Source organism: Pseudomonas sp. PGPR N4, assembly GCF_059693665.1.
Genome location: NZ_JCAUKV010000002.1, coordinates 581,444 through 604,447 on the forward strand (window position 1 = coordinate 581,444; position 23,004 = coordinate 604,447).

At 63.1% G+C, this 23,004-nt stretch carries 23 protein-coding genes; 10 read left to right on the forward strand and 13 right to left on the reverse strand.

Annotated features, from left to right (window positions below; genetic code table 11):
* Positions 1 to 131: 131 nt before the first annotated feature.
* Entirely contained in the window at positions 132 to 2,141 is a 2,010-nt protein-coding gene (gene rep / locus AC58X1_RS12265; protein ID WP_101322910.1) for a DNA helicase Rep, read from the forward strand.
* A 66-nt stretch (positions 2,142 to 2,207) separates the two neighbouring features.
* Positions 2,208 to 2,780, forward strand: coding sequence for a xanthine phosphoribosyltransferase (xpt, locus tag AC58X1_RS12270; RefSeq protein WP_101322909.1), 573 nt, complete (start codon positions 2,208 to 2,210; stop codon positions 2,778 to 2,780).
* Positions 2,781 to 2,783: 3 nt separating this feature from the next.
* On the opposite strand, the gene AC58X1_RS12275 is transcribed toward xpt, so the two are convergent.
* From AC58X1_RS12275 to dadA, 6 genes are all read right to left on the reverse strand, one after another.
* Complete coding sequence (locus AC58X1_RS12275) at positions 2,784 to 4,646, reverse strand: acetyl-CoA hydrolase/transferase C-terminal domain-containing protein (RefSeq protein WP_150570447.1); 1,863 nt, start codon at positions 4,644 to 4,646, stop codon at positions 2,784 to 2,786.
* 113 nt (positions 4,647 to 4,759) lie between these two features.
* Complete coding sequence (locus AC58X1_RS12280; RefSeq protein WP_224785531.1) at positions 4,760 to 5,182, reverse strand: c-type cytochrome; 423 nt, start codon at positions 5,180 to 5,182, stop codon at positions 4,760 to 4,762.
* Positions 5,183 to 5,317: 135 nt separating this feature from the next.
* Positions 5,318 to 5,866: a cupin domain-containing protein gene (locus AC58X1_RS12285; RefSeq protein ID WP_101322907.1), complete on the reverse strand. Its 549-nt coding sequence runs from the start codon at positions 5,864 to 5,866 to the stop codon at positions 5,318 to 5,320.
* A 109-nt stretch (positions 5,867 to 5,975) separates the two neighbouring features.
* On the reverse strand, positions 5,976 to 7,049 hold the full coding sequence (gene alr / locus AC58X1_RS12290) for an alanine racemase (RefSeq protein ID WP_101322906.1): 1,074 nt from the start codon (positions 7,047 to 7,049) through the stop codon (positions 5,976 to 5,978).
* Between the two features lie 93 nt (positions 7,050 to 7,142).
* On the reverse strand, positions 7,143 to 7,496 hold the full coding sequence (locus AC58X1_RS12295) for a RidA family protein (RefSeq protein ID WP_101322905.1): 354 nt from the start codon (positions 7,494 to 7,496) through the stop codon (positions 7,143 to 7,145).
* Positions 7,468 to 8,769 carry a D-amino acid dehydrogenase gene (gene dadA, locus AC58X1_RS12300; RefSeq protein ID WP_101322904.1) on the reverse strand — a complete coding sequence of 434 codons (1,302 nt, stop codon included), beginning with the start codon at positions 8,767 to 8,769 and terminating at the stop codon, positions 7,468 to 7,470. Before dadA ends, AC58X1_RS12295 begins: the two co-directional genes overlap by 29 nt.
* Positions 8,770 to 8,924: 155 nt before the next feature.
* Between dadA and dadR the strand changes: the two genes are divergently transcribed.
* Positions 8,925 to 9,413 (forward strand): transcriptional regulator DadR, encoded by a 489-nt coding sequence (gene dadR / locus AC58X1_RS12305; RefSeq protein ID WP_039581953.1) that lies wholly within the window; start codon positions 8,925 to 8,927, stop codon positions 9,411 to 9,413.
* A 3-nt stretch (positions 9,414 to 9,416) separates the two neighbouring features.
* On the opposite strand, the gene AC58X1_RS12310 is transcribed toward dadR, so the two are convergent.
* Complete coding sequence (locus AC58X1_RS12310; RefSeq protein WP_101322903.1) at positions 9,417 to 9,770, reverse strand: YkgJ family cysteine cluster protein; 354 nt, start codon at positions 9,768 to 9,770, stop codon at positions 9,417 to 9,419.
* Positions 9,771 to 9,978: 208 nt separating this feature from the next.
* On the opposite strand from AC58X1_RS12310, the gene AC58X1_RS12315 reads away from it, so the two are divergent.
* On the forward strand, positions 9,979 to 11,271 hold the full coding sequence (locus AC58X1_RS12315) for an NAD(P)/FAD-dependent oxidoreductase (RefSeq protein ID WP_181088520.1): 1,293 nt from the start codon (positions 9,979 to 9,981) through the stop codon (positions 11,269 to 11,271).
* Positions 11,272 to 11,283: 12 nt separating this feature from the next.
* Here the strand turns inward: AC58X1_RS12315 and AC58X1_RS12320 are convergent, their stop codons facing one another.
* Complete coding sequence (locus tag AC58X1_RS12320) at positions 11,284 to 11,511, reverse strand: DUF1127 domain-containing protein (protein ID WP_101322900.1); 228 nt, start codon at positions 11,509 to 11,511, stop codon at positions 11,284 to 11,286.
* A gap of 179 nt (positions 11,512 to 11,690) precedes the next feature.
* Between AC58X1_RS12320 and AC58X1_RS12325 the strand changes: the two genes are divergently transcribed.
* Together AC58X1_RS12325 and AC58X1_RS12330 are read left to right on the forward strand one after the other, a co-directional pair.
* A complete protein-coding gene (locus AC58X1_RS12325) occupies positions 11,691 to 13,121 on the forward strand; it encodes an aminotransferase-like domain-containing protein (RefSeq protein WP_101322899.1) in 1,431 nt (476 codons plus the stop codon).
* 60 nt (positions 13,122 to 13,181) lie between these two features.
* Positions 13,182 to 14,738, forward strand: a complete 1,557-nt coding sequence (locus AC58X1_RS12330) for a phospholipase D family protein (RefSeq protein WP_497428903.1) — start codon at positions 13,182 to 13,184, stop codon at positions 14,736 to 14,738.
* A 129-nt stretch (positions 14,739 to 14,867) separates the two neighbouring features.
* On the opposite strand, the gene AC58X1_RS12335 is transcribed toward AC58X1_RS12330, so the two are convergent.
* Positions 14,868 to 16,007: an MFS transporter gene (locus AC58X1_RS12335; protein ID WP_181105892.1), complete on the reverse strand. Its 1,140-nt coding sequence runs from the start codon at positions 16,005 to 16,007 to the stop codon at positions 14,868 to 14,870.
* A 129-nt stretch (positions 16,008 to 16,136) separates the two neighbouring features.
* Positions 16,137 to 17,630, reverse strand: a complete 1,494-nt coding sequence (locus tag AC58X1_RS12340) for an aldehyde dehydrogenase (protein WP_101322896.1) — start codon at positions 17,628 to 17,630, stop codon at positions 16,137 to 16,139.
* A gap of 197 nt (positions 17,631 to 17,827) precedes the next feature.
* Between AC58X1_RS12340 and AC58X1_RS12345 the strand changes: the two genes are divergently transcribed.
* Together AC58X1_RS12345 and AC58X1_RS12350 are read left to right on the forward strand one after the other, a co-directional pair.
* Positions 17,828 to 18,187 carry a cupin domain-containing protein gene (locus AC58X1_RS12345; RefSeq protein WP_150571452.1) on the forward strand — a complete coding sequence of 120 codons (360 nt, stop codon included), beginning with the start codon at positions 17,828 to 17,830 and terminating at the stop codon, positions 18,185 to 18,187.
* A 96-nt stretch (positions 18,188 to 18,283) separates the two neighbouring features.
* Positions 18,284 to 18,484, forward strand: coding sequence for a hypothetical protein (locus AC58X1_RS12350; RefSeq protein ID WP_101322894.1), 201 nt, complete (start codon positions 18,284 to 18,286; stop codon positions 18,482 to 18,484).
* A 135-nt stretch (positions 18,485 to 18,619) separates the two neighbouring features.
* Here the strand turns inward: AC58X1_RS12350 and rpmG are convergent, their stop codons facing one another.
* Together rpmG and rpmB are read right to left on the reverse strand one after the other, a co-directional pair.
* A complete protein-coding gene (gene rpmG, locus AC58X1_RS12355) occupies positions 18,620 to 18,775 on the reverse strand; it encodes a 50S ribosomal protein L33 (RefSeq protein ID WP_021702025.1) in 156 nt (51 codons plus the stop codon).
* 11 nt (positions 18,776 to 18,786) lie between these two features.
* A complete protein-coding gene (gene rpmB, locus AC58X1_RS12360) occupies positions 18,787 to 19,023 on the reverse strand; it encodes a 50S ribosomal protein L28 (protein WP_101322893.1) in 237 nt (78 codons plus the stop codon).
* A gap of 361 nt (positions 19,024 to 19,384) precedes the next feature.
* Between rpmB and AC58X1_RS12365 the strand changes: the two genes are divergently transcribed.
* Positions 19,385 to 20,977, forward strand: a complete 1,593-nt coding sequence (locus AC58X1_RS12365) for an ABC transporter substrate-binding protein (RefSeq protein WP_150571451.1) — start codon at positions 19,385 to 19,387, stop codon at positions 20,975 to 20,977.
* A gap of 6 nt (positions 20,978 to 20,983) precedes the next feature.
* Here the strand turns inward: AC58X1_RS12365 and radC are convergent, their stop codons facing one another.
* Positions 20,984 to 21,664, reverse strand: coding sequence for a RadC family protein (gene radC, locus AC58X1_RS12370; protein WP_101322891.1), 681 nt, complete (start codon positions 21,662 to 21,664; stop codon positions 20,984 to 20,986).
* A gap of 123 nt (positions 21,665 to 21,787) precedes the next feature.
* Here radC and coaBC point away from each other — a divergent pair, with 123 nt between their 5' ends.
* A complete protein-coding gene (gene coaBC / locus AC58X1_RS12375) occupies positions 21,788 to 22,999 on the forward strand; it encodes a bifunctional phosphopantothenoylcysteine decarboxylase/phosphopantothenate--cysteine ligase CoaBC (RefSeq protein ID WP_101322890.1) in 1,212 nt (403 codons plus the stop codon).
* Positions 23,000 to 23,004 lie beyond the last annotated feature (5 nt).

Below are 23,004 nucleotides of genomic sequence, written 5' to 3' on the forward strand. Positions count from 1 at the left end.
GCCATGATCCACTCCCGCCAGGTAGGGCACCGGACGTCACAAAAGTCTGACTCCGGCGTCAGACGGTCGCGCCACAAGCGTGACTTGCCTGTTAGAATGCGCGGCTATTTTCTGGCGACCCCGGTTCTAGCATGTCCCGACTCAATCCCCGGCAACAAGAAGCCTGTGACTATGTCGGCGGCCCTCTTTTGGTGCTCGCCGGTGCTGGCTCCGGCAAGACCAGCGTGATCACCCGCAAGATCGCCCACCTGATCCAGAACTGCGGCATCCGTGCCCAGTACATCGTCGCCATGACCTTCACCAACAAGGCCGCGCGCGAGATGAAGGAGCGGGTCGCCACCCTGCTGCGCGCAGGTGAGGGCCGCGGCCTGACCGTCTGCACCTTCCACAACCTGGGCTTGAACATCATCCGCAAGGAGCACAAGCACCTGGGCTACAAGCCGGGCTTCTCGATCTTCGACGAGGCCGACATCAAGGCTTTGCTGTCGGACATCATGCAGAAGGAGTACTCCGGCGACGACGGCATCGACGAGATCAAGAACATGATCGGTGCCTGGAAGAACGAGCTGATCATGCCCGCCGAGGCGTTGGAAAAAGCCCGCAATCCGCGCGAGCAGACCGCCGCCATCGTCTACACCCACTATCAGCGCACGCTCAAGGCGTACAACGCGGTGGACTTCGACGACCTGATCCTGCTGCCGGTCAAACTGTTCCAGGAGCACCCCGAGGTGCTTGAGCGCTGGCAGAACAAGGTGCGCTACCTGCTGGTCGACGAATACCAGGACACCAACGCCAGTCAGTACCTGCTGGTGAAGATGCTGATCGGCATGCGCAACCAGTTCACCGTGGTCGGCGACGATGACCAGTCGATCTACGCCTGGCGCGGTGCCCGCCCGGAAAACCTCATGCTGTTGAAAGAGGACTATCCGTCGCTGAAGGTGGTCATGCTCGAGCAGAACTACCGCTCGACCAGCCGCATCCTGCGTTGCGCCAATGTGCTGATCGCCAACAACCCGCATGATTTCGAAAAGCAGCTGTGGAGCGAGATGGGCCACGGTGACGAAATCCGCGTGATCCGCTGCAAGAACGAGGAAACCGAGGCCGAGCGTGTGGCCATGGAAATCCTCACCTTGCACCTGCGCACCGACCGTCCCTACAGCGACTTTGCCATCCTCTACCGCGGCAACTACCAGGCCAAGCTGATCGAATTGAAGCTGCAGCACCACCAGGTGCCGTATCGCCTGTCGGGCGGCAACAGCTTCTTCGGGCGCCAGGAGGTCAAGGACCTGATGGCCTACCTGCGCCTGCTGGTCAATCCGGATGACGACAACGCCTACCTGCGCGTGATCAACGTGCCGCGCCGGGAAATCGGCTCGACCACCCTGGAAAAGCTCGGCAACTATTCCACCGAGCGTGGCGTGTCGATGTACGCCGCCAGCGACGAAATTGGCCTCGGCGAGCACCTCGATGCGCGCTACACCGAGCGCTTGCAGCGCTTCAAGCACTGGCTCGACGGCGTTCGCCACAAGGTTGCGCTGGATGACCCGATCGCAGCGCTGCACGAGATGGTCCGCGACATCGACTACGAAAACTGGATCCGCCAGAACACCGCCAGTGACAAGGCGGCGGATTTCCGGATCAGCAACGTCTGGTTCCTGATCGATGCCTTGAAAAACACCCTCGAGAAAGACGAAGAGGGTGACATGACCATCGAGGACGCCATCGGCAAACTGGTCCTGCGCGACATGCTCGAGCGCCAGCAGGAAGAAGAGGAAAACGCCGAAGGCGTGCAGATGATGACCTTGCACGCCTCCAAAGGCCTGGAATTCCCCTACGTGTTCATCATGGGCATGGAAGAGGAAATCCTCCCGCACCGCTCCAGCATCGAGGCCGACACCATCGAAGAAGAGCGGCGCCTGGCCTACGTGGGCATCACCCGCGCACGCCAGACCCTGGCCTTCACCTTCGCTGCCAAGCGCAAGCAGTACGGCGAAATCATCGATTGCACGCCCAGCCGCTTCCTTGACGAACTACCGCCGGATGATCTGTGCTGGGAAGGTCTGGACGATGCGCCGGTTGAAGTCAAAGCCGCGCGCGGCAACAACGCCTTGGCCGATATACGGGCAATGCTCAAGCGCTGAACCCTTTTACACTTTTGTCACGGCAGCCAGCCGTGGCCACTTTTTGCTACATCGAGGAATACCACAGTGGAAGCACTGCAGCAGAAGATTCGCGAAGAAGGCATCGTGCTTTCCGACCAGGTTCTCAAAGTCGACGCGTTTCTCAACCACCAGATCGATCCTGCCCTGATGCAGCTGATCGGTGACGAATTCGCCCGACTGTACGCAGACTCCGGCGTGACCAAGATCGTTACCATCGAAGCCTCGGGCATCGCTCCGGCGATCATGACCGGCCTGAAACTCGGTGTACCGGTGCTGTTCGCCCGCAAGCACCAGTCGCTGACCCTGACCGAAAACCTGCTGACTGCCTCGGTGTATTCGTTCACCAAGCAGACCGAGAACACCGTGGCGATTTCGCCGCGTCATCTCAACAGCAGCGACCGCGTGCTGGTCATCGACGACTTCCTCGCCAACGGCAAGGCCTCGCAGGCGCTGATCTCGATCATCAAGCAGGCTGGCGCTACCGTTGCCGGGCTGGGCATCGTCATCGAGAAGTCATTCCAGGGCGGCCGTGCCGAGCTCGACAGCCAGGGTTACCGGGTTGAGTCGCTAGCGCGGGTCAAGTCGCTTGCAGGCGGCGTGGTCACCTTCATTGAGTGACGCTCACCGGGTTGCCTGCAACCCGGCCAGCAGCAGGCGCTGATACAGCTCTTGTTTCAGCCCCTGCGGCTGCTCCAGGCCCATCCGCGCCAGCTGCGCCGGATAGGCTTCGGGCGGCGGTGCATCGAGCGCCGCCTTGCCCAGCTCGAGCACCTCGCTCAGCTTGAACTTGCTCTTGAGCCAGTTCAGCGCCCTGAACAAATCACGCTCCTCGGCGGTGAAGTCCGTGCCCAGCGGATACTCCGGGAACAACCGTGGATGCCGCTCACGCAGCGCTTCGAGGCGCTCCGGGGTGTTGTCGCAAAAGCGCTGATCCAGCACGAAGTCCTTGGCCAGTTTGCCGGCGGCCTTGGCCTGCTCGAGCAACTCGCCCTGAAAACGTGAATCGCTGATCGCCAGCAGCCGGGCGATGACTTCGCTGTCGGTCTGCCCGCGCAGGTCGGCGATGCCGTATTCGGTGACGACGATATCGCGCAGGTGCCGCGGGATGGTGCAGTGGCCATAGGTCCAGTACAGGTTGGAGCTGACCTCGCCACCGGCCTCGCGCCAGCTGCGCAGCAGCAGCACCGAGCGGCCGCCTTGCAACGCGTGGCCCTGGGCGACGAAGTTGTACTGCCCGCCTACCCCGCTCAGAACGCGACCGTCTTCCAGCTGGTCGGCGACGCCGGCGCCGAGCAGGGTCATGGCGAATACGGTGTTGATGAAGCGTGCATCGCGGCGCTGGCGGCGTTTCAATTCTTCCTGGCCATACAGCTCGTTGATGTAGCTGATGGCGGTCATTGCGTAGCGCTGGCGCTGCTCCAGCGGCATCTCGCGCAGACGCTGGTAGAACGCCTGTGGGCCGAGAAAGAAACCACCGTGCACCAGCACCCCGTGTTCATCGGCCGGGCGTCGCACCACGCCGGCTTCGGCCAGCGCCAGCAGGCCGTTGACGAACATTTCGCTGCAGCCATACAGGCCTTGGGCGAAGCCATCCAGGCCGCCTTCACGTTCGATCAGCGCCAGCCACGGCTGGATATCCAGCTCGTCCAGCACGGCGCGGTAACCCTCGTTGTCGCCCTGGCGCGCCAACAACGCAGCAGTTACCGCATCGCCCATGGCGCCGATGCCGATCTGCAGCGTGCCACCGTCACGCACCAGGGCGCTGGCGTGCAGGCCGATGCAATGGTCCTGAGTCGCCACCGGCATGTTCGGAGTGGAAAACAGCCGGCGCTGCTCGGGCTCGTCGATCAACAGGTCGAAGGCCTGGCGCCCCAGTTCGGCAGCGCCGGGCATGTACGGCAGCTCGGTGTGCACCTGGCCGAGCAGAAGAATGGTCTCGCCGGCGGCGCGGCGCTTGGCGACCATCGGCAGCAGGTCGAGGGTGATGTCCGGGTTGCAGGCCAGGCTCAGGTGATCCGGGCGCTCCGGGGTTTCGGCCACCAGTTGCGCGATCAGGTTGAGGCCCTTGGCGTTGATATCGCGGGCGGCGTGGCTGTAGTTGCTGCTGACGTAGTCCTGCTGGGCCATGCAGCTGTGCAGCAGGCTGCCGGGCTGCATGAAGAACTGCTCGACGCGGATATTGGCGGGCAGTTTGTCGCCGCGCAGGTCGGCCAGGTAGTCGAGCTCTTCGTAGTCGGCGAAGACCCGTTCGATGAAGGGTTCGAGGAAGCGTTTCTGCAGGCCATCGCCCAATGGCGGCCGGCCGAGGCTGAGCGCGGTGTAGATGGTCAGACGGCGTTCGGGCAGCTCACGGATGCGGGCATAGAGCGCGTTGACGAAGGCATTCGGTTTGCCCAGGCCGAGCGGCAGGCCCATGTGAATATGGGCGGGCAAATGGGCCAGAACGTGATCTACGGCCTGGTCGATGCTGCAGCTGTGGGCCATCGGTGCCTCCTGTTACGTCCATGCGGTCAGGGGGTTGGACCGTGGGCGGGCGGGATTTGCTGCACCTGGCTTGGGATTGCTGGGGCTGTTGCGCAGCCCCAGCAACCGATAGGTCAAAGCCCGGACATCTTCTGAATCGCCGCCTTCAGCTCATCGTCCGAACAATCAGCGCAGGTGCCCTTGGGCGGCATGGCGTTGATCCCGGTAATCGCCTTGGCGAGGATCCCATCAAGCCCACCCTGATGATCGGCACGCTCTTTCCAAGCAGCGGTATCGCCGATCTTCGGCGCATTGAGCAGGCCGGTGGCATGGCAGGCATTGCAGTGCTTGGCGATCACGTCATCAGCCGACTTGGCCGCGCCACCGCTGGCCACAGCCGCCACGGCCATGCCCTTGCATTCCTGGCCCTGAACACACACCTGGCCGACCGGCGCCAGGCGCTTGGCAATATCATCGTTGGTCGCCGCGTTTGCGGTGACTGCCCACAGGGCGAAAACGGCAGCTGGTATGGCCAGCATCTTCTTGATTTGGTTCACGCGTTCACCCTCATGGTGGCTGATCACGCCCGCAGCCACGAATTGCGGGCGTTGAAAAGTATAGCGGCTACACCACAGCCGCGAAACGACCACACAAGTGAAAGGGCTATTGGCGAATCAATACGCTGCGCTGGATCAAAAGTTCGACGGTGTCGCGGCACTGATCAAGCGTGCGGGCTCGGCAAACGGGTTGCGAAAACGGTGCGGACGGGTGCTCTCGAAGTAATAACTGTCGCCAGCTTCGAGCACAAAGGTCTCGCTACCGACCACCAGCTCCAGGCGGCCTTCGAGGAGGATGCCGGTCTCTTCGCCATCGTGGGTGAGCATCTCGTCACCGGTGTCGGCGCCAGGCGGGTAGACCTCGTTGAGGAAGGCAATGGCGCGATTGGGATGCGACTTGCCGACCAGTTTCATGGTCACCGCACCGTCGGAGATGTCGATCAGCTCATGGGCCTTGTAGACGATCTGGGCCTGGCTTTCGACTTCCATTTCTACCGAAAAGAACTCGACCATCGACATCGGAATGCCACTGAGCACCTTGCGCAGCGAGCTGATCGAAGGGCTCACGCTGTTTTTCTCGATCATCGAGATGGTGCTGTTGGTTACCCCCGCGCGCTTGGCGAGTTCCCGCTGGGACAGGCCCTTGAGCTTGCGGATGGCTTGCAGTCGTTCGCCGACGTCCAAAGCTTGCGCCTCCTGAAACGGTGGGGGTGGGGTCGAATGTGAACGATATCATGGCAATGCCGTTCAGTATTTACAACACTCCACACCCCTGCCCGTCCGCAGCGCAGCTTTATTCGCCGATGTACTCCAGTGGCACCCGCTTCAGGTTGCAGAACAGCTGGTAAGGAATGGTCCCGGCATGCCCGGCCACGTCACTGGCCAACACCTGCTTGCCCCACAGCTCGACCGGGCTGCCCAGGGTCGCTTCGGGGACATCGGTCAGGTCGATGCAGAGCATGTCCATCGACACCCGGCCGATCAGTTGGCTGCGCTTGCCGGCCACCAGCACCGGGGTGCCAGTTGGGGCCTGGCGTGGGTAACCGTCGGCATAACCCATCGCAACCACGCCGACCCGGGTCGGCCGTGGACTGATGAACTTGGCGCCATAACCGACCGGTTGACCCGCAGGCAGTTCGCGCACACTGATGACCCGCGATTGCAGAGTCATGACCGGTTGCAGTCGGCTCGCCTCGGCCTGGGGCACCTCGAACGGCGTCGCTCCGTACAGCATGATGCCAGGGCGCACCCAGTCGCTCGGCACCTGCGGCCAGCCAAGCACGGCCGGTGAGTTGCGCAGGCTGCATTCGGCGCTGAGGCCTTGGCGCGCCTCTTCGAATGCCGCGAGCTGCTGCGCCGTGGCCTGCACATCAAGCTCGTCGGCGCGGGCGAAGTGGCTCATCAAGACGATGCGCGCCACCTTGCCGCTGGCCAGCAGGCGCTGATAGGCCTGCTGGTAATCCTCTGGATGCAGACCCACTCGGTGCATGCCGCTGTCGAGCTTGAGCCAGACCTTCAACGGCTTGGCCACAGCGCTCTGTTCGATCGCTTCCAGTTGCCACAACGAATGCACCACGCACCACAGATCATTGGCGCTGATCAGCGCCAGCTCGCTGGCTTCGAAGAAGCCTTCGAGCAACAGAATCGGCCCTTTGATGCCAGCGGCGCGCAGCTCCAGCGCCTCTTCGATACAGGCCACAGCGAAGCCATCGGCCTCAGCCTCCAAGGCAAGCGCACAGCGCACCGCGCCATGCCCATAGGCATCGGCCTTGATCACGGCGAGGGCTTTGGCACCGGACAGTTCACGGGCCAGACGATAGTTGTGGCGCAGGGCCTGGAGGTCGATCAGGGCGCGGGCGGGACGCATGGCGGCAGCCTTCTGGCAGTACGGGTTGTTGAATAAGCCCCCGGCACGGTGGGTGGGGAGTAGGTAGCCACCGCGCCGGGGTGAGGGAACGGGTTACGGCAGTGCAGCGACCACCGACAGCTCGACGAGGATTTCCGGCTCGCACAGCTTGGCTTCAACTGTGGCCCGGGCTGGCGCGACGCCGGCCGGCAGCCACTGGTCCCAGACCGCGTTCATGCCGGCGAAGTCGGCGTCGATGTCTTTCATGTAGATGGTCACCGAGAGCAAGCGGGTCTTGTCGGTACCGGCCTGGTCGAGCAGTTGCTCGATGGTCGCCAGCGTCTCACGGGTCTGCTGCTCGATGCCGGCGCTGAGGTCATCACCGACCTGACCTGCCAGGTACACCGTGCCGTTGTGGGTGACGATCTGACTCATGCGCTCATTGGTGAGCTGGCGCTGGATTGCCATGCTTGGCGAACTCCTTGTGGTTGCCATAACGGGAAATATCGAGGCCCTCAGCACTGATCTGCGGCTTGCGCTTGGCGATCAGGTCGGCCAGCAAACGCCCGGAGCCACAGGCCATGGTCCAGCCCAGGGTGCCGTGACCGGTGTTGAGGAACAGATTGCGGAAACTGGTTGCACCCACGATCGGCGTACCGTCCGGGGTGGCCGGGCGCAGCCCGGTCCAGAAGCTGGCCTGGCTCAGGTCGCCGCCGCGAGGATAAAGGTCGTTGACGATCATCTCCAGCGTTTCGCGCCGGCGCGGGTTCAGCGACAGGTCAAAACCGGCGATCTCGGCCATGCCGCCGACGCGGATGCGGTTGTCGAAACGGGTGATTGCGACCTTGTAGGTCTCGTCGAGAATGGTCGAGGTCGGCGCCATGCCAGGGTCGGTGATCGGCACGGTGAGCGAGTAACCCTTGAGTGGATACACCGGCGCTTTAATACCCAGTGGCTTGAGCATCTGCGGCGAGTAGCTGCCCAGTGCCAGCACGTAGCGGTCAGCGGTTTCCAGCTTGCCGTCGATCCACACGCCGTTGATGCGATCACCGGCATGGTCCAGGCGTTGGATGTCCTGACCGAAGCGGAACTCGACACCGAGCTTGATGGCCATCTCGGCCAGCTTGTTGGTGAACAGCTGACAGTCGCCGGTCTGGTCGTTTGGCAGGCGCAGGGCACCGGCGAGAATGTCGGTAACCCCGGCAAGGGCCGGCTCGACACGGGCAATGCCATCGCGGTCGAGCAGCTCGTACGGCACACCCGACTGCTCGAGTACGGCGATGTCTTTTGCCGCCGCATCGAGCTGCGCCTGGGTGCGGAACAGCTGAGTGGTGCCCAACGCACGGTTTTCGTAGCTCAGGCCGGTCTCGGCGCGCAGCTCGTCGAGGCAGTCGCGGCTGTATTCGGACAGCCGCACCATGCGCTCTTTATTCACGGCATAGCGGTTGGCGGTGCAGTTGCGCAGCATCTGCGCCATCCACAGGTACTGGTCTACATCGCCAGTGAGCTTGATCGCCAGCGGGGCGTGGCGCTCCAGCAGCCACTTGATGGCCTTGAGCGGCACACCCGGGGCGGCCCAAGGCGAGGCGTAGCCCGGCGAGATCTGGCCGGCGTTGGCAAAACTGGTTTCCATGGCCACCGCTGGCTGGCGGTCGACCACCGTCACCTCGAAACCTTGCCGGGCCAGGTAGTAGGCACTGGCGGTACCGATTACACCGCTACCAAGCACCAGAACTCGCATCGTCTATCCCTCGCACGCGGCACGCCGCGACATTTTGTTTATATGGCATGAATGGGCGCAGTATATGAAGGACCGGCCAGTGCATTTCACTATATAAAGGCCTATATTTGGCGACAATTCTTGGCCATGTCGGCTTTTACGGAGGGGCATCCCCTATGAGAACCCAGCATCAGAGCAAGCGTGAACTGGACAAGATCGACCGCAATATCCTGCGGATCCTGCAGAGTGACGGCCGTATCTCGTTCACCGAGCTGGGTGAAAAGGTCGGCCTCTCCACCACCCCGTGCACCGAGCGCGTGCGCCGCCTGGAGCGCGAGGGGATCATCATGGGCTACAACGCCCGGCTCAATCCGCAGCACCTCAAGGGCAGCCTGCTGGTGTTTGTCGAGATCAGCCTGGACTACAAGTCAGGGGATACTTTCGAGGAGTTTCGCCGCGCCGTACTCAAGCTGCCGCATGTGCTTGAGTGCCATCTGGTGTCGGGCGACTTCGATTATCTGGTCAAGGCGCGGATTTCCGAGATGGCCTCGTACCGCAAGCTGCTCGGCGACATCCTGCTGAAGCTGCCGCACGTGCGCGAGTCGAAGAGCTACATCGTCATGGAAGAAGTCAAAGAGAGCCTGTGCCTGCCGATCCCGGACTGAGGCTCAGACCAGCACCTGGCGGGTGCTGGCAATGAACTGGTGCACCAGTTGCTCCGCCTCGGGCTCGATCGGCTCGGCCGGGCCGCGCCCGCGCGGGCAGGCCAGGCGCGGCGTGGTGCCGAACAGACGGCAGATCATTGGCCGCTCAGCGTACACCGTACAACCTTGCGCGCCGAGGTGCACGCAGTCGAGCCGCTCCAGCGCGGCGGCCTGCTCTTCAGCGGATTTACGCGGCAGTGCGGCCATTTCTTCCGCCGAGGTGGTCACCGGCCCGCAGCAGTCGTGGCAGCCGGGCTCGCATTCGAAAGAAGGGATCAGTTCGCGCAGAAAGTGGATCTTGTGGCGGTTGCAGGACATGGCGTGACAGGGATCTGGAAGGTGAAGTGGATTATAGGCCCATTCGCGGGTAAACCCGCTCCCACAGGGATCGGGCAAGGTCTGACGCTAGCGCTGTACCTGTGGGAGCGGGCTTGCCCGCGAACGAGGGCTCAGCCCTCGCCGGTTGCCGCAAGCCAAACCCCCGGCTTATGCTCGCCGCCTTCCACTCTCCGCCAAGGCCGATCCGATGATCCACAGCGCGCAGCACGCCGCCTCCTATTACGCCGCCAGCAGCGCGCCACAGACGGATCACCCGGCTCTGCAAGGCCAGCACAGCGCCGACGTGTGCATCGTCGGCGGTGGCTATTCGGGCCTGAACACGGCCATCGAACTGGCCGAGCGCGGCCTGTCGGTGATCTTGCTCGAAGCGCGCAAAATCGGCTGGGGCGCCAGCGGGCGCAACGGTGGTCAGCTGATTCGCGGGGTCGGCCATGGCCTTGAGCAGTTTTTGCCGGTGCTCGGCGAGCAGGGTGTGCACAGCCTCAAGCTGATGGGCCTGGAAGCGGTGGATATCGTCCGCCAGCGGGTCGAGCGCCATGCGATTGCCTGCGACCTGACCTGGGGCTACTGCGACCTGGCGAACAAGCCCGGCGAGCTGCAGGGCTTTGCCGCCGACGCCGAAGAGCTGCGCAGCCTCGGTTATGGCCATGAGCTGCGTCTGGTACCGGCAGAAGACATCCGCACAGTGGTCAACTCCGAGCGCTATGTCGGCGGCCTGATCGACATGGGCTCGGGCCACCTGCATCCGCTCAACCTGGCACTGGGCGAGGCGGCTGTTGCTGCGGGCTTGGGCGTGCGCCTGCACGAACACTCCGAGGTCACGCGCATCGACTATGGCCCGCAAGTGCAGGTGCACACTGCCAGCGGCACGGTCCGCGCCAGCACGCTGGTGCTGTGCTGCAACGCTTATCACAACGACCTCAACCGCGAACTGGGCGGCAAGGTACTGCCCGCCGGCAGCTACGTGATTGCCACCGAGCCGCTGGGCGAGGAACGCGCGCGGGCCTTGCTGCCGCAGAACATGGCGGTCTGCGACCAACGCGTGGCGCTCGACTACTATCGCCTTTCGGCGGATCACCGGCTGCTGTTCGGCGGCGCCTGCCACTACTCCGGGCGCGACCCGCAGGATATCGCCGGCTACATGCGGCCGAAGATGCTCAAGGTGTTCCCGCAGCTGGCGGACGTGCGCATCGATTATCAATGGGGCGGCATGATCGGCATCGGCGCCAACCGTCTGCCGCAGGTAGGCCGACTGGCCAGCCAGGCCAACGTGTATTACGCCCAGGCTTACGCTGGTCACGGCCTGAACGCCACGCACCTGGCCGCACGCCTGCTCGGCGAGGCGATCAGCGGCCAGCACAGCGGGCGCTTTGACCTGTTCGCCAAGGTGCCGCACATGACCTTCCCCGGCGGCCAGCACCTGCGCTCGCCGCTGTTGGCGCTGGGCATGCTCTGGCATCGACTCAAAGAGCTGGTGTAGGCGCCACGCGCTTCAGGCCTTCCAGAACGGCTTGCTGCCCTCTTGGCGCGCCTGCTCCCAGCTCAGGCCGATATCACGCAGTTGCTGATCATCGAGCTCGAGCAGGGCGCGCCGGGTACGCCAGCGGTGCAGCATCAGGCCAGCACCGCTAAAGCCTGCTTGAGCGCTGGCGACCTGGGGCTGATGCGCCTCAAGCTGTTCCACTGCGGGTTGCACGCGCACATCACTGAAAACACCCATTGCTGCTTGCTCCTGTTCCAGATCCACCGTGGAGAAAGCATGCGCGCATGAGCCATAGCCAATACAGACGCAAAAAACCTTTATTATTCCCATACAGAATTGGCGGATCTGGCGCTGAATGCTGTATTTTTGCCCGATCTGTACTGGTCAGTCACCTCAAGCGCTGCAGGAGTATTGCCGTGACGCTGTATCTGAACCTCGCTGAGATGCTCGGCGCGCGCATCGAACAAGGTCTCTACCGGCCCGGCCAGCGGCTGCCGTCGGTGCGCGCGTTGAGTGTTGAACACGGGGTCAGCCTGAGCACCGTACAGCAGGCCTACCGCATGCTCGAGGACAACGGCCTGGTCGCGCCGCGGCCAAAATCGGGGTACTTCGTTACCGACCATCGCAGCCTGCCAGCCCTGCCCGCCGTGACCCGGCCAGCGCAACGCCCGGTGGAGATTTCACAGTGGGAGCAGGTGCTGGAGCTGGTGCGCGGCACGCCTCGGCCGGACGTGGTTCAGCTTGGCCGGGGCATGCCCGACGTCAACAGTCCAAGCCTCAAGCCCTTGCTGCGCAGCCTGGCCCAGCTCAGCCGGCGCCAGGACATGCCCGGTCTGTATTACGACAACATCCACGGCAACATCGCCCTGCGCGAACAGATCGCGCGGCTGATGCTCGATTCCGGCTGCCACGTCAGCCCGGCCGACCTGGTGGTGACCACCGGCTGCCACGAAGCGCTGTCGACCAGCATCCGCGCGGTGTGCGAACCGGGCGACATCGTTGCGGTGGATTCGCCCAGCTTTCACGGCGCCATGCAGACGCTCAAAGGCCTGGGCATGAAGGCGCTGGAGATCCCCACCGACCCGACCACCGGGATCAGCCTGGAGGCGCTGGAAATGGCCCTGGAGCAGTGGCCGATCAAGCTCATCCAGATCACCCCCAGCTGCAACAATCCGCTGGGCTACATCATGCCCGAGGCGCGCAAGAAGGCCCTGCTGACCCTGGCCCAGCGCTACGACGTGGCGATTCTGGAAGACGACGTCTACGGCGACCTGGCCTATAACTACCCGCGCCCGCCAACGGTCAAGTCGTTCGACGAAGACGGCCGCGTGCTGCTCTGCAGCTCATTCTCCAAGACCCTGGCGCCGGGCCTGCGCATCGGCTGGGTGGCGCCTGGGCGTTATCTGGAGCGGGTGCTGCACATGAAATACATCGGCACTGGCAGCACCTGCGTGCAACCGCAGCTGGCCATCGCCGACTTCATCGCAGGCGGCCACTACCACCCGCATGTACGCCGGATGCGCAGCCAGTATCAGCGCGGGCGCGATCTGATGAGCGACTGGGTGGCGCGCTACTTCCCGCCAGGCACCCGCGTCAGCCGGCCACAGGGCGGCTTCATGCTGTGGGTCGAGCTACCGGAAAGTTTCGACACGCTGCGGCTGAACCGCGCTTTACTCGAACAAGGGGTACAGATCGCGGTGGGCAGTATCTTCTCCGCCTCCGGCAAGTACCGGCACTGCCTGCGCATGAACTACGCGGCGCGGCCCAGCGCCGAGATCGAGGCGGCGGTACGCAAGGTCGGCGAAACCGCCTTGCGCCTGCTGGTCGATGATCACAGCGAGGCGTAACTTTGCCCCACCTGGCATGGTCCATAGCACTCAGCCTTCTGCGCACAGGACGATTCATCCTTGAGACTTCAGCGAGCTTTGCCTCTCATGCTGGCGCTGCTGCTCGGCCTTTCTGGCTGCGCCAGCGTCAATCCGGTGCGTGAAGTCAGCCAGGCGCTACCGGCCAGTGATTCGGCCTTTGGCCGCTCGGTGCAGCGCCAGGCCGCGCCCTATGAAGGTCGCTCGGGCTTTCGCCTGCTGCCCAACAGCAACGAGGCTTTCCGCGCCCGTGCCGAGCTGATCCGCAACGCCCAGGCCAGCATCGACGTGCAGTACTACATCGTCCATGACGGCCTCAGTACCCGGGCGCTGGTGCATGAACTGCTGCAAGCCGCCGACCGTGGCGTGCGCGTACGGATTCTGCTCGACGACACCACCAGTGACGGCCTCGACACGCTGATGGCCACCCTCGCCGCCCACCCCAACATCCACATGCGCGTGTTCAATCCGCTGCACCTGGGCCGCAGTACCGGTGTCACCCGCGGCGTCGGCCGCCTGTTCAACCTGTCGCGCCAGCACCGACGCATGCACAACAAGCTGTTTCTGGTCGACAACAGCATGGCCATTGTCGGCGGGCGCAACCTGGGCGACGAGTACTTCGACGCCGAGCCCAACCTGAACTTCACCGACATCGACATGCTCGGCGTCGGCCCGGTAGCCGAGCAGCTTGGGCACAGTTTCGACCAGTACTGGAACAGCGCCCTCAGCCGGCCGATCGGCGATTTCCTCTGGAGCATGCCGGATGCCGACGACCTGCGCGCCAGCCGCCGGCGTCTCGAGGTGTCACTGGCCGAGGCGCGGATCAAACGCAAGGCGTTGTATGACCGGCTGATGGCGTATCAATCGCAGCCGCGCCTGGACACTTGGCGCAACGAATTGATCTGGGCCCACAGCCAGGCGCTGTGGGACGCGCCGAGCAAGGTGCTGGCGCAGGACGAACCGGATCCGCATCTGCTGCTGACGCGGCAGTTGGCGCCGGACCTGAACAACGTCAAGCAAGAGCTGATTCTGGTGTCGGCGTATTTCGTCCCGGGTGAATCGGGGCTGGTGTATCTGACCAGCCGGGCTGACGCTGGAGTGTCGGTGCGGCTGTTGACCAACTCGCTGGAAGCCACTGACGTACCTGCGGTGCATGGCGGCTATGCGCCGTATCGGCGTGCCCTGCTCGAACACGGAGTGCAGCTGTTCGAGCTGCGCCGGCAGCCGGGTGATCCGAGTGCCGGGCGCGGCCTGAATTTCCATGGCGGTTCGGATTCGAGCCTGCACAGCAAGGCGATCGTGTTCGATCGGCACAAGACCTTTATCGGTTCGTTCAACTTCGACCCACGCTCGGTGTTGTGGAACACCGAAGTCGGCGTGCTGGTAGACAGCCCGGAGCTGGCCGAATACACCCGCGAGCTGGCCTTGCAGGGTATGGCGCCGGCGCTGAGTTATCAGCCGCTGCTGGCGGACGGCAAGATGGTCTGGGTGACCGAGGACAACGGCCAGCGGCATGTGCTGAGCAAGGAGCCTGGCGGCATGTGGCGGCGGTTCAATGCCTGGGTGAGCAAGGCGGTGGGGTTGGAGAAGATGCTTTGATTTGAGACCGCTGGGGGCTGCTGCGCAGCCCTTCGCGGGTGAACCCGCTCCCACAGGTTTAGGGGGCGCTGCAAAACCCTGTGGGAGCGGGTTCACCCGCGAAGGGCTGCGCGGCGGCTCCAGCCATCTTCAGTCAGGCACCGGCTCGAACGCCCCAGGCCGGCGGGTCAGCAGGACCAACCCCGCCGCCCCCAAGGCCATGATCAACGGCAATGCATGCCCACTGATCCACTGGCTGCCCGCCCCGGCCAACAGCGGCCCGAGCAGGCAACCAATGCCCCACAACTGCGCCACATGGGCGTTTGCCCGCACCAATTCATCATCGCGGTAGCGCTCGCCGATCAGGATCAGCGACAAGGTGAACAAGCCACCGGCACTGGCACCGAACAACACCCATAGCGGCCAGATCAACGCGGTCTCCATCAACAACGGAATCGCCAGGCTGGACACCATCAACGTCAGCGCACAACCACTGAACAGGGTGCGCCGCGACATCTTGTCGGCCAGCAGGCCAATAGGCAGCTGCAACACCGCATCACCGACCACCACTGTACTGACCATGAACAACGCCACCTCAGTGCTGAACCCCTGCTGCAGGCAATACACCGGTAGCAGGGTCAAGATCATCGCCTCGAAGGCCGCAAACAAGGCAATCGCCCAGGCAATCACCGGCAGTCGGCGGCAGAATCCGAGCAGGTCGCGGAAGGTCACGCTGCACGCTTCGGTGGTCGGCGCACCGCCACGGCCAAACAGCAGCAACGGCGCAAGGATCAACAACCCGGTGGCCGCCCAGAAGCCAAAGTCATCATCCGAACCGAGCATACCCAGCACCAGCGGCCCCGCCAGCTGGCTCAAGGCGTAGCTGCTGCCATACAGCGCCACCAGCCGGCCGCGCCACTGCTCGACCACCAACTGGTTGATCCAGCTCTCGCCAAGGATGAACACCACCGTCAGCGACATACCGATCACCAACCGCAGCGCCAGCCACAACGGGTAGCTGGGCAGCAGCGCAACCAGGGCGATCGACAACGCTCCGCCCCACAGGCAAATGCGCATGGCGGCCGGCACGCCGACCCAGCCAGCCAGGCGGCTGGCCAGGCTGGCGCCGATCAGCACGCCCACTGCCGGCATTGCCGCCATCACGCCGATGGCGAAGCTCCCGTAACCCCAGGTTTCCAGGCGCAGCGACACCAGCGGCATGCTCACGCCCAGCGCGAGGCCGACGCTGAGCACTGAGGCCAGCACGGCAAAGTAGGTTGCCCAACGCATGACTGCCTCCCAGGCAGAATTGTCTTTCACCCAACAGCAGCAAAGCCCGCCCCCAAAGGCACGGCGCAGTCAGTGAGACTGACGCCGAACCGCCAGGAGCGGGCTTGCCCGCAGACGCTACCTAGAGGATTACAGCTTGATCCAGGTCGCCTTCAGCTCGGTGTACTTCTCCAGTGCGTGCAGCGACTTGTCACGGCCGTTGCCCGACTGCTTGAAGCCACCAAACGGCGCGGTCATGTCGCCGCCGTCATACTGGTTGACCCACACGCTGCCAGCACGCACGGCGCGAGCTGTCTTGTGCGCCTTCGAGATGTCCGAGGTCCAGATGCCTGCGGCCAGGCCGTATGGCGTGTCGTTGGCGATGGCGATGGCTTCTTCGGCGGTGTCGAAGCTGATCACCGACAGGACCGGGCCAAAGATCTCTTCCTGGGCGATCTTCATGGCATTGGTCACGCCGTCGAAGATGGTCGGCTGCACATAGGTGCCACCGGTTTCTTCAAGGATGCGCTTGCCACCAGCAACCAGCTTGGCGCCGTCCTGATGGCCGGCATCGATGTACGACAGCACGGTGTTCATCTGCTGGGTGTCGACCAGCGCACCGACTGTGGTGGCCGGGTCCAGCGGGTTGCCAGGGGTCCAGGCCTTGAGCGCTTCGACGACCATAGGCAGGAACTTGTCCTTGATCGAACGCTCGACCAGCAGACGCGAACCGGCAGTGCAGACCTCGCCCTGGTTGAAGGCGATGGCGCTGGCAGCGGCTTCGGCAGCGGCTTGCAGGTCCGGTGCGTCGGCGAAGACGATATTCGGGCTCTTGCCGCCGGCTTCCAGCCAGATGCGCTTCATGTTCGACTCGCCGGCGTAGATCATCAACTGCTTGGCGATCTTGGTCGAGCCAGTGAACACCAGCGTGTCGACGTCCATGTGCAGGGCCAGCGCCTTGCCTACAGTGTGACCGTAGCCTGGCAGCACGTTGAGAACACCAGCCGGGATACCCGCTTCAATTGCCAGCTGGGCAATGCGAATGGCCGTCAGCGGCGACTTCTCGGACGGTTTGAGCACCACCGAGTTACCGGTCGCCAGCGCTGGGCCGAGCTTCCAGCAGGACATCAGCAGAGGGAAGTTCCACGGTACGATGGCGCCGACCACACCAACCGGCTCGCGGGTCACCAGGCCAAGCTGGTCATGCGGGGTTGGCGCGACTTCATCGTAGACTTTGTCGATGGCTTCGGCATTCCAGTGCAGGGCTTGCGCCGCGCCGGGGATGTCGATGCTGGAGGAGTCGCTGATCGGCTTGCCCATGTCGAGGGTCTCGAGCAGGGCCAGCTCTTCGACATTGCTGCGCAGCAGCTCGGCGAAGCGGATCAGTTTGGCCTTGCGCTTGGCTGGCGCCAGACGCGACCAGACGCCAGACTCGAAGGTAGCACGGGCGTTTTCAACAGCGCGATCGGCGTCGGCCACGTCGCAGCTGGCAACCTTGGCCAGGAAGCGTCCGTCCACCGGGCTCAGGCAGTCGAAGGTCTGGCCGGAAACGGCGTCGGTATACTCGCCGTTGATGAAGGCGCGGCCTTCGATCTTCAGTTGCTGGGCACGCTGTTCCCAGTCTGCACGCGTCAGGGTGGTCATAGGAAACTCCTCCTCTTGTTAAGGTGCAGCGCCGCACTGAAGATTCTCGGGCGCTGGCAAAAATTCTGGCCGGGCGACAAGCGCACGCGGGCAGGAGTTACCCTAAACCAGCCCGGATAAACTATCAATATATTTGACACCAAAGGCCCAAACGCCTACAGATGTTAATTTTATTAAACAACAACAGGGTTTGACCGATGACCATCTCCAGCATTATCGACTTTGCCCAGGTGCTGACCGAAGCGGAACGCTACCGCCCGGCGGCCGAGAAAATCCTCAAGGGCGAGCCGGATCAGGCTGTCTACAACCACTACTCAAGCCCATGCGGTCAGTTTGCAGCGGGCGTGTGGGAAGGCGCGGTCGGCCAATGGACGGTGAGTTACACCGAACATGAGTACTGCGAGATCGTCCACGGCGTATCGGTGCTGCGTGACAAGGCCGGCGATGCGAAGACGCTGCGTGCAGGTGACCGATTCGTCATTCCGGCAGGCTTCCACGGCACCTGGGAAGTACTTGAGCCCTGCCGCAAGATTTACGTGATGTTCGAGCAGAAGTAAGTCACGCCATGGCGTGCTGAACATGTACCGCAGCTTGGCAAGCGCTGCAGTGAATCATGCAAGCGTCCAATTTCGGACACTTCAAGGAGATTCACCATGACCACCGACATCCTCGGCCCTGCTCGTCACGTCATCGGCTCGCGTTATGTAGAAAGCGTCAAAGCCTACATTCTCGAGCTGACCGGCCTGCATATCGCAGTCGGCCCCAACGACATCAGCACCATGGATCTTCGCAGCGACCGCGTACTTATCCAGGCTGATGGCGACAACTGCATTACTGGCCTGGTGATTTCCTGAGCGCGCCGGGCAGGTCTTGAGCAAGGCGCTATAGCCGCAGACCAGCGCCTTGCTTGAACGATATCTGCCCAGCCATTCAGGCAAAAAAAAACCCGCTTCCGTAAGGAAGCGGGTTTTTTTCGGTCGCCGGATCAATTACTTGATCTTGGCTTCCTTGTAGGTCACGTGCTTACGGACGACCGGATCATATTTCTTGATCTCGATCTTGTCCGGGGTGGTGCGCTTGTTCTTGTCAGTGGTGTAGAAGTGGCCAGTGCCAGCACTCGATACCAGACGGATCAATTCACGCATGATGCTCTCCCTTAAACCTTGGCGCCAGCACGGCGGATTTCAACCAGAACGACATCAATGCCGCGCTTGTCGATGATACGCATGCCTTTGGCGGAAACGCGCAGACGCACGAAACGCTTCTCGGACTCAACCCAGAAACGGTGGTGCTGCAGGTTTGGAAGGAAACGACGACGGGTTTTGTTGTTTGCGTGGGAAATGTTATTCCCAGTCACCGGACCCTTACCGGTAACTTGACAGACTCTCGACATGCCTCAGCCCTCTAAAACCACATGCCCAACCCGGCATGGGTTGGCCGCTTAATCTCTCAGTCTATGGCGCTAGGCGCCGTGTTTCCGGGGGTCTTATCAACCTGATCCGCTTTCGCGACAGAGCGAGCCCCTAGAAAAGAGCGCTGCTTTATATCAGAAAGACTCGACCACAACAACAGAAAATGACTTTCTGCAGCAGGCCAAGCGAGTGCGGCAAGCATAACGACTAGGGTTGCAGGCTGTCGACCGCTCGTCGCTACGTTTGTAAAAAAGGGTGTGGTCATTTGTCAGTTCGCACACTAGGGTAGGACATTTCCAGACTGCACCGGCAGATGGGTCACTGATCAGCCAAGGACTTTACATGCGCGCCGCCGCTCGTTCCCTGTTGTTTTCATCCAGCCTGCTGCTGGCCGGCCTCGCCCAGGCCGCACCACTGGTGGTGTGTACCGAAGCCAGCCCGGAAGGCTTCGACGTGGTGCAGTACAACTCGCTGACTACCACCAATGCCTCGGCCGACGTGCTGATGAACCGTCTGGTCGAATTCGATGCCAAGCAGGGCAAAGTGGTGCCAAGCCTGGCGCTGAGCTGGACGGTCTCGGCCGACGGTCTGGTGTACGACTTCAAGCTGCGTGACGACGCCAAATTCCACAGCACCGCCTACTTCAAGCCAAGCCGGGCCCTGAACGCCGACGATGTGCTGTTCAGCTTCCAGCGCATGCTCTACCCCGCTCACGCCTGGCACAAGACCGCGCCCGGCGGCTACCCGCACGCGCAGTCGCTGCAGCTGGGTAGCCTGATCAAATCGATCGATGCCAGCGACCCGCACACCGTGCGCTTCACCCTGAGCCATCCGGATGCGACCTTCCTGGCCACCCTGAGCATGGGCTTTGCCTCGATCTACTCGGCTGAATACGCCGATCAGCTGCTCAAGGCAGGCACCCCAGAGAAGCTCAACACGCAACCGATAGGTACCGGCCCGTTCGTGTTCAAACGCTTCCAGAAGGACGCGCAGGTGCGCTACGAGGCCAACCCTGAGTACTTCGGCGGCAAACCTGCGGTCGGGCCGCTGATCTACGCGATCACCCCGGACGCCAACGTGCGCCTGCAGAAACTCAAGCGCAACGAATGCCAGGTAGCGCTTTCGCCCAAGCCGCTGGATATCACTGCGGCCAGCGAGGACGACAAGCTCAAGGTCGAGTCCACCCCTGCCTTCATGACCGCCTTTGTCGCCATCAACAGCCAGCATCCGCCGCTGGACAAGCCCGAGGTGCGTCAGGCGATCAACCTCGCCTTCGACAAGTCGAGTTATCTCAAAGCCGTGTTCGAGGGCACCGCAACCGCCGCCAACGGCCCTTACCCGGCCAACACCTGGAGTTACGCCAAGGACCTGCCCGGCTACCCGACCGACCTGAAAAAAGCCCAGGCGCTGCTGGCCAAGGCGGACCTGCCAGACGGCTTCAGCACCACCATCTGGACCCGCCCGTCGGGCAGCCTGCTCAACCCCAACCCCAACCTCGGCGCACAGATGCTGCAGGCGGACCTGGCCAAGATCGGCATCAAGGCCGAAATCCGCGTGATCGAGTGGGGCGAGCTGATCCGCCGCGCCAAAGCCGGCGAGCATGACTTGCTGTTCATGGGCTGGGCCGGCGACAACGGCGACCCAGACAACTTCCTCAGCCCGCAGTTTTCCTGCGCGGCGGTCAAGTCCGGGACCAACTTCGCGCGCTTCTGCGACAGCCGTCTGGACCAGCTGATCAACGCTGGCCGCACCACCAACGACCAAAGCGTGCGCAGCCGGTTGTATCAGCAGGCCCAGGCACTGATCCAGCAACAGGCTTTGTGGCTGCCGCTGGCTCACCCAACCGCCGCAACGTTGCTGGCCAAGGGTGTCGAGGGCTACCAGGTGAGCCCGTTCGGGCGGCTGGACTTCAGCAAGGTCTCGGTCACTCGCTAAGCATGATCAGCCGCTGATCCAGCCCTCCTCGGCCATGGACAGCGGCTCGCCCTCGCCGATGATCAGGTGATCGAGCACACGCACATCGATCAGCGCCAGCCCGCGTTTGAGGGTCATTGTCAGGTGTACATCATCCTGGCTCGGCTCGCTGCTCCCGGAAGGATGGTTGTGGCAGATGATCAGCGCCGCGGCGTTGTGCACCAGCGAGCGCCGGACTACCTCACGCGGGTACACGCTGGCCCGGTCGATGGTGCCGCGAAAGAGGATCTCGAACGCCAACGGCCTGTGCTTGGAGTCGAGAAACAGGCAGCCAAATACCTCACTAGGTTCATGGCGCAGCATCGATTTCAGGTAACGCCTCACTGCCATCGGGCTTTCCAGCGCGGGGGCACGTTCGATGGTCTCGTGCAGATAACGCCGCCCGGTCTCCAGCAGCGCCTGCAACTGCGCGTACTTCACCGGTCCCAGCCCAGGCTCACCGAGCACTGCGCTGCGTGGCGCCTCGAGAAACTGGCGAAGGCCGCCAAAGCGCACCAGCAAGCCGCGGGCAAGGTCGACGACATTGCGCCCGGCCACCCCCGAACCCAGCAGCACGGCGAGCAATTCGGCATCGGACAATGCGGCTGCGCCGCGCTGTAACAGCTTTTCTCGCGGCCGTTCGTCGGCCGGCCATTCCCTGATGTTCATTACTGCTCCTTGAGTGCTGCTGCGGCGCGTTTAAGCCGTGTGTTAATCTATTTCGCTTCAAAAATGCGACGATCTGCCGCAGGCCCCATCGTCGTCATCCGCTTACTGAAAAAAGGCAAGCCTATGCAGCGGCTGTATCGCAAGCGCATCGTTCTCGGCGTCGGTGGCGGCATCGCCGCCTACAAGAGCGCCGAGCTGATTCGCCGACTCCTGGAACACGGCGCCCAAGTGCGCGTGGTGATGACCCACGGCGGTGCCGAGTTCATCACTCCGCTGACCTTGCAGGCGCTGTCTGGTCACCCGGTGCACATGGACCTGCTCGACCCTGCCGCCGAAGCGGCGATGGGCCACATCGAACTGGCCAAGTGGGCCGATCTGGTGCTCATTGCCCCAGCCACCGCCGACCTCATGGCGCGCATGGCCCAAGGCATGGCCAATGACCTGCTGACCACCCTGGTGCTGGCCACCGACGCCACCGTCGCCGTCGCCCCGGCGATGAACCAGGCGATGTGGCGCGACCCGGCGACCCAGGCCAACCTGGAACTGCTGCAAAGCCGTGGTATTCAGGTATTCGGCCCGGCCTCCGGCAGCCAGGCCTGTGGTGATGTCGGCCTTGGCCGCATGCTTGAAGCCACCGACCTGGCCTGGTGCGCCGCCGAGAGCTTCAAGCGCCAGGCACTGACCGGCAAGCACGTGCTGATCACCGCCGGGCCGACCCAGGAAAACATCGACCCGGTGCGCTACATCACCAATCATAGCTCCGGCAAGATGGGTTTCGCCCTGGCCGAAGCGGCTGCCGAAGCCGGGGCTCGGGTAACCCTGGTGACCGGCCCGGTGCACCTGCAGACCCCCGACCGGGTCAACCGGATCGACGTGGTAAGCGCGCGGGACATGCTCGCGGCGTGCGAAGCCGCTATGCCGTGCGACCTGTTCATCGCTTCGGCTGCGGTTGCGGACTACCGCCCGGAAGTAGTCGCCACGCAGAAGCTCAAGAAGGATCCTACGACCGGCGACGGCATGCTGCTGCAGATGGTGCGTAATCCGGATATCCTTGCGACCATTGCTGGCCGTGCCGACCGCCCGTTCAGCGTCGGCTTTGCCGCCGAGACCGAACACTTGCTCGATTACGCCACGCGCAAGCTCAAGGACAAGAACCTCGACCTGATCGTCGCCAATGATGTGGCCAACCCCAGCATCGGCTTCAACAGCGAGGAAAACGCCCTGACCGTGATCGACCGCCAGCAGCACCAGACCCTATTCGCGCAGACCAGCAAGGGCAAGATCGCCCGCCAGTTGGTTGCTTTTATCGCCGAACGACTCAAGCAGGTTCAATAAGTTAC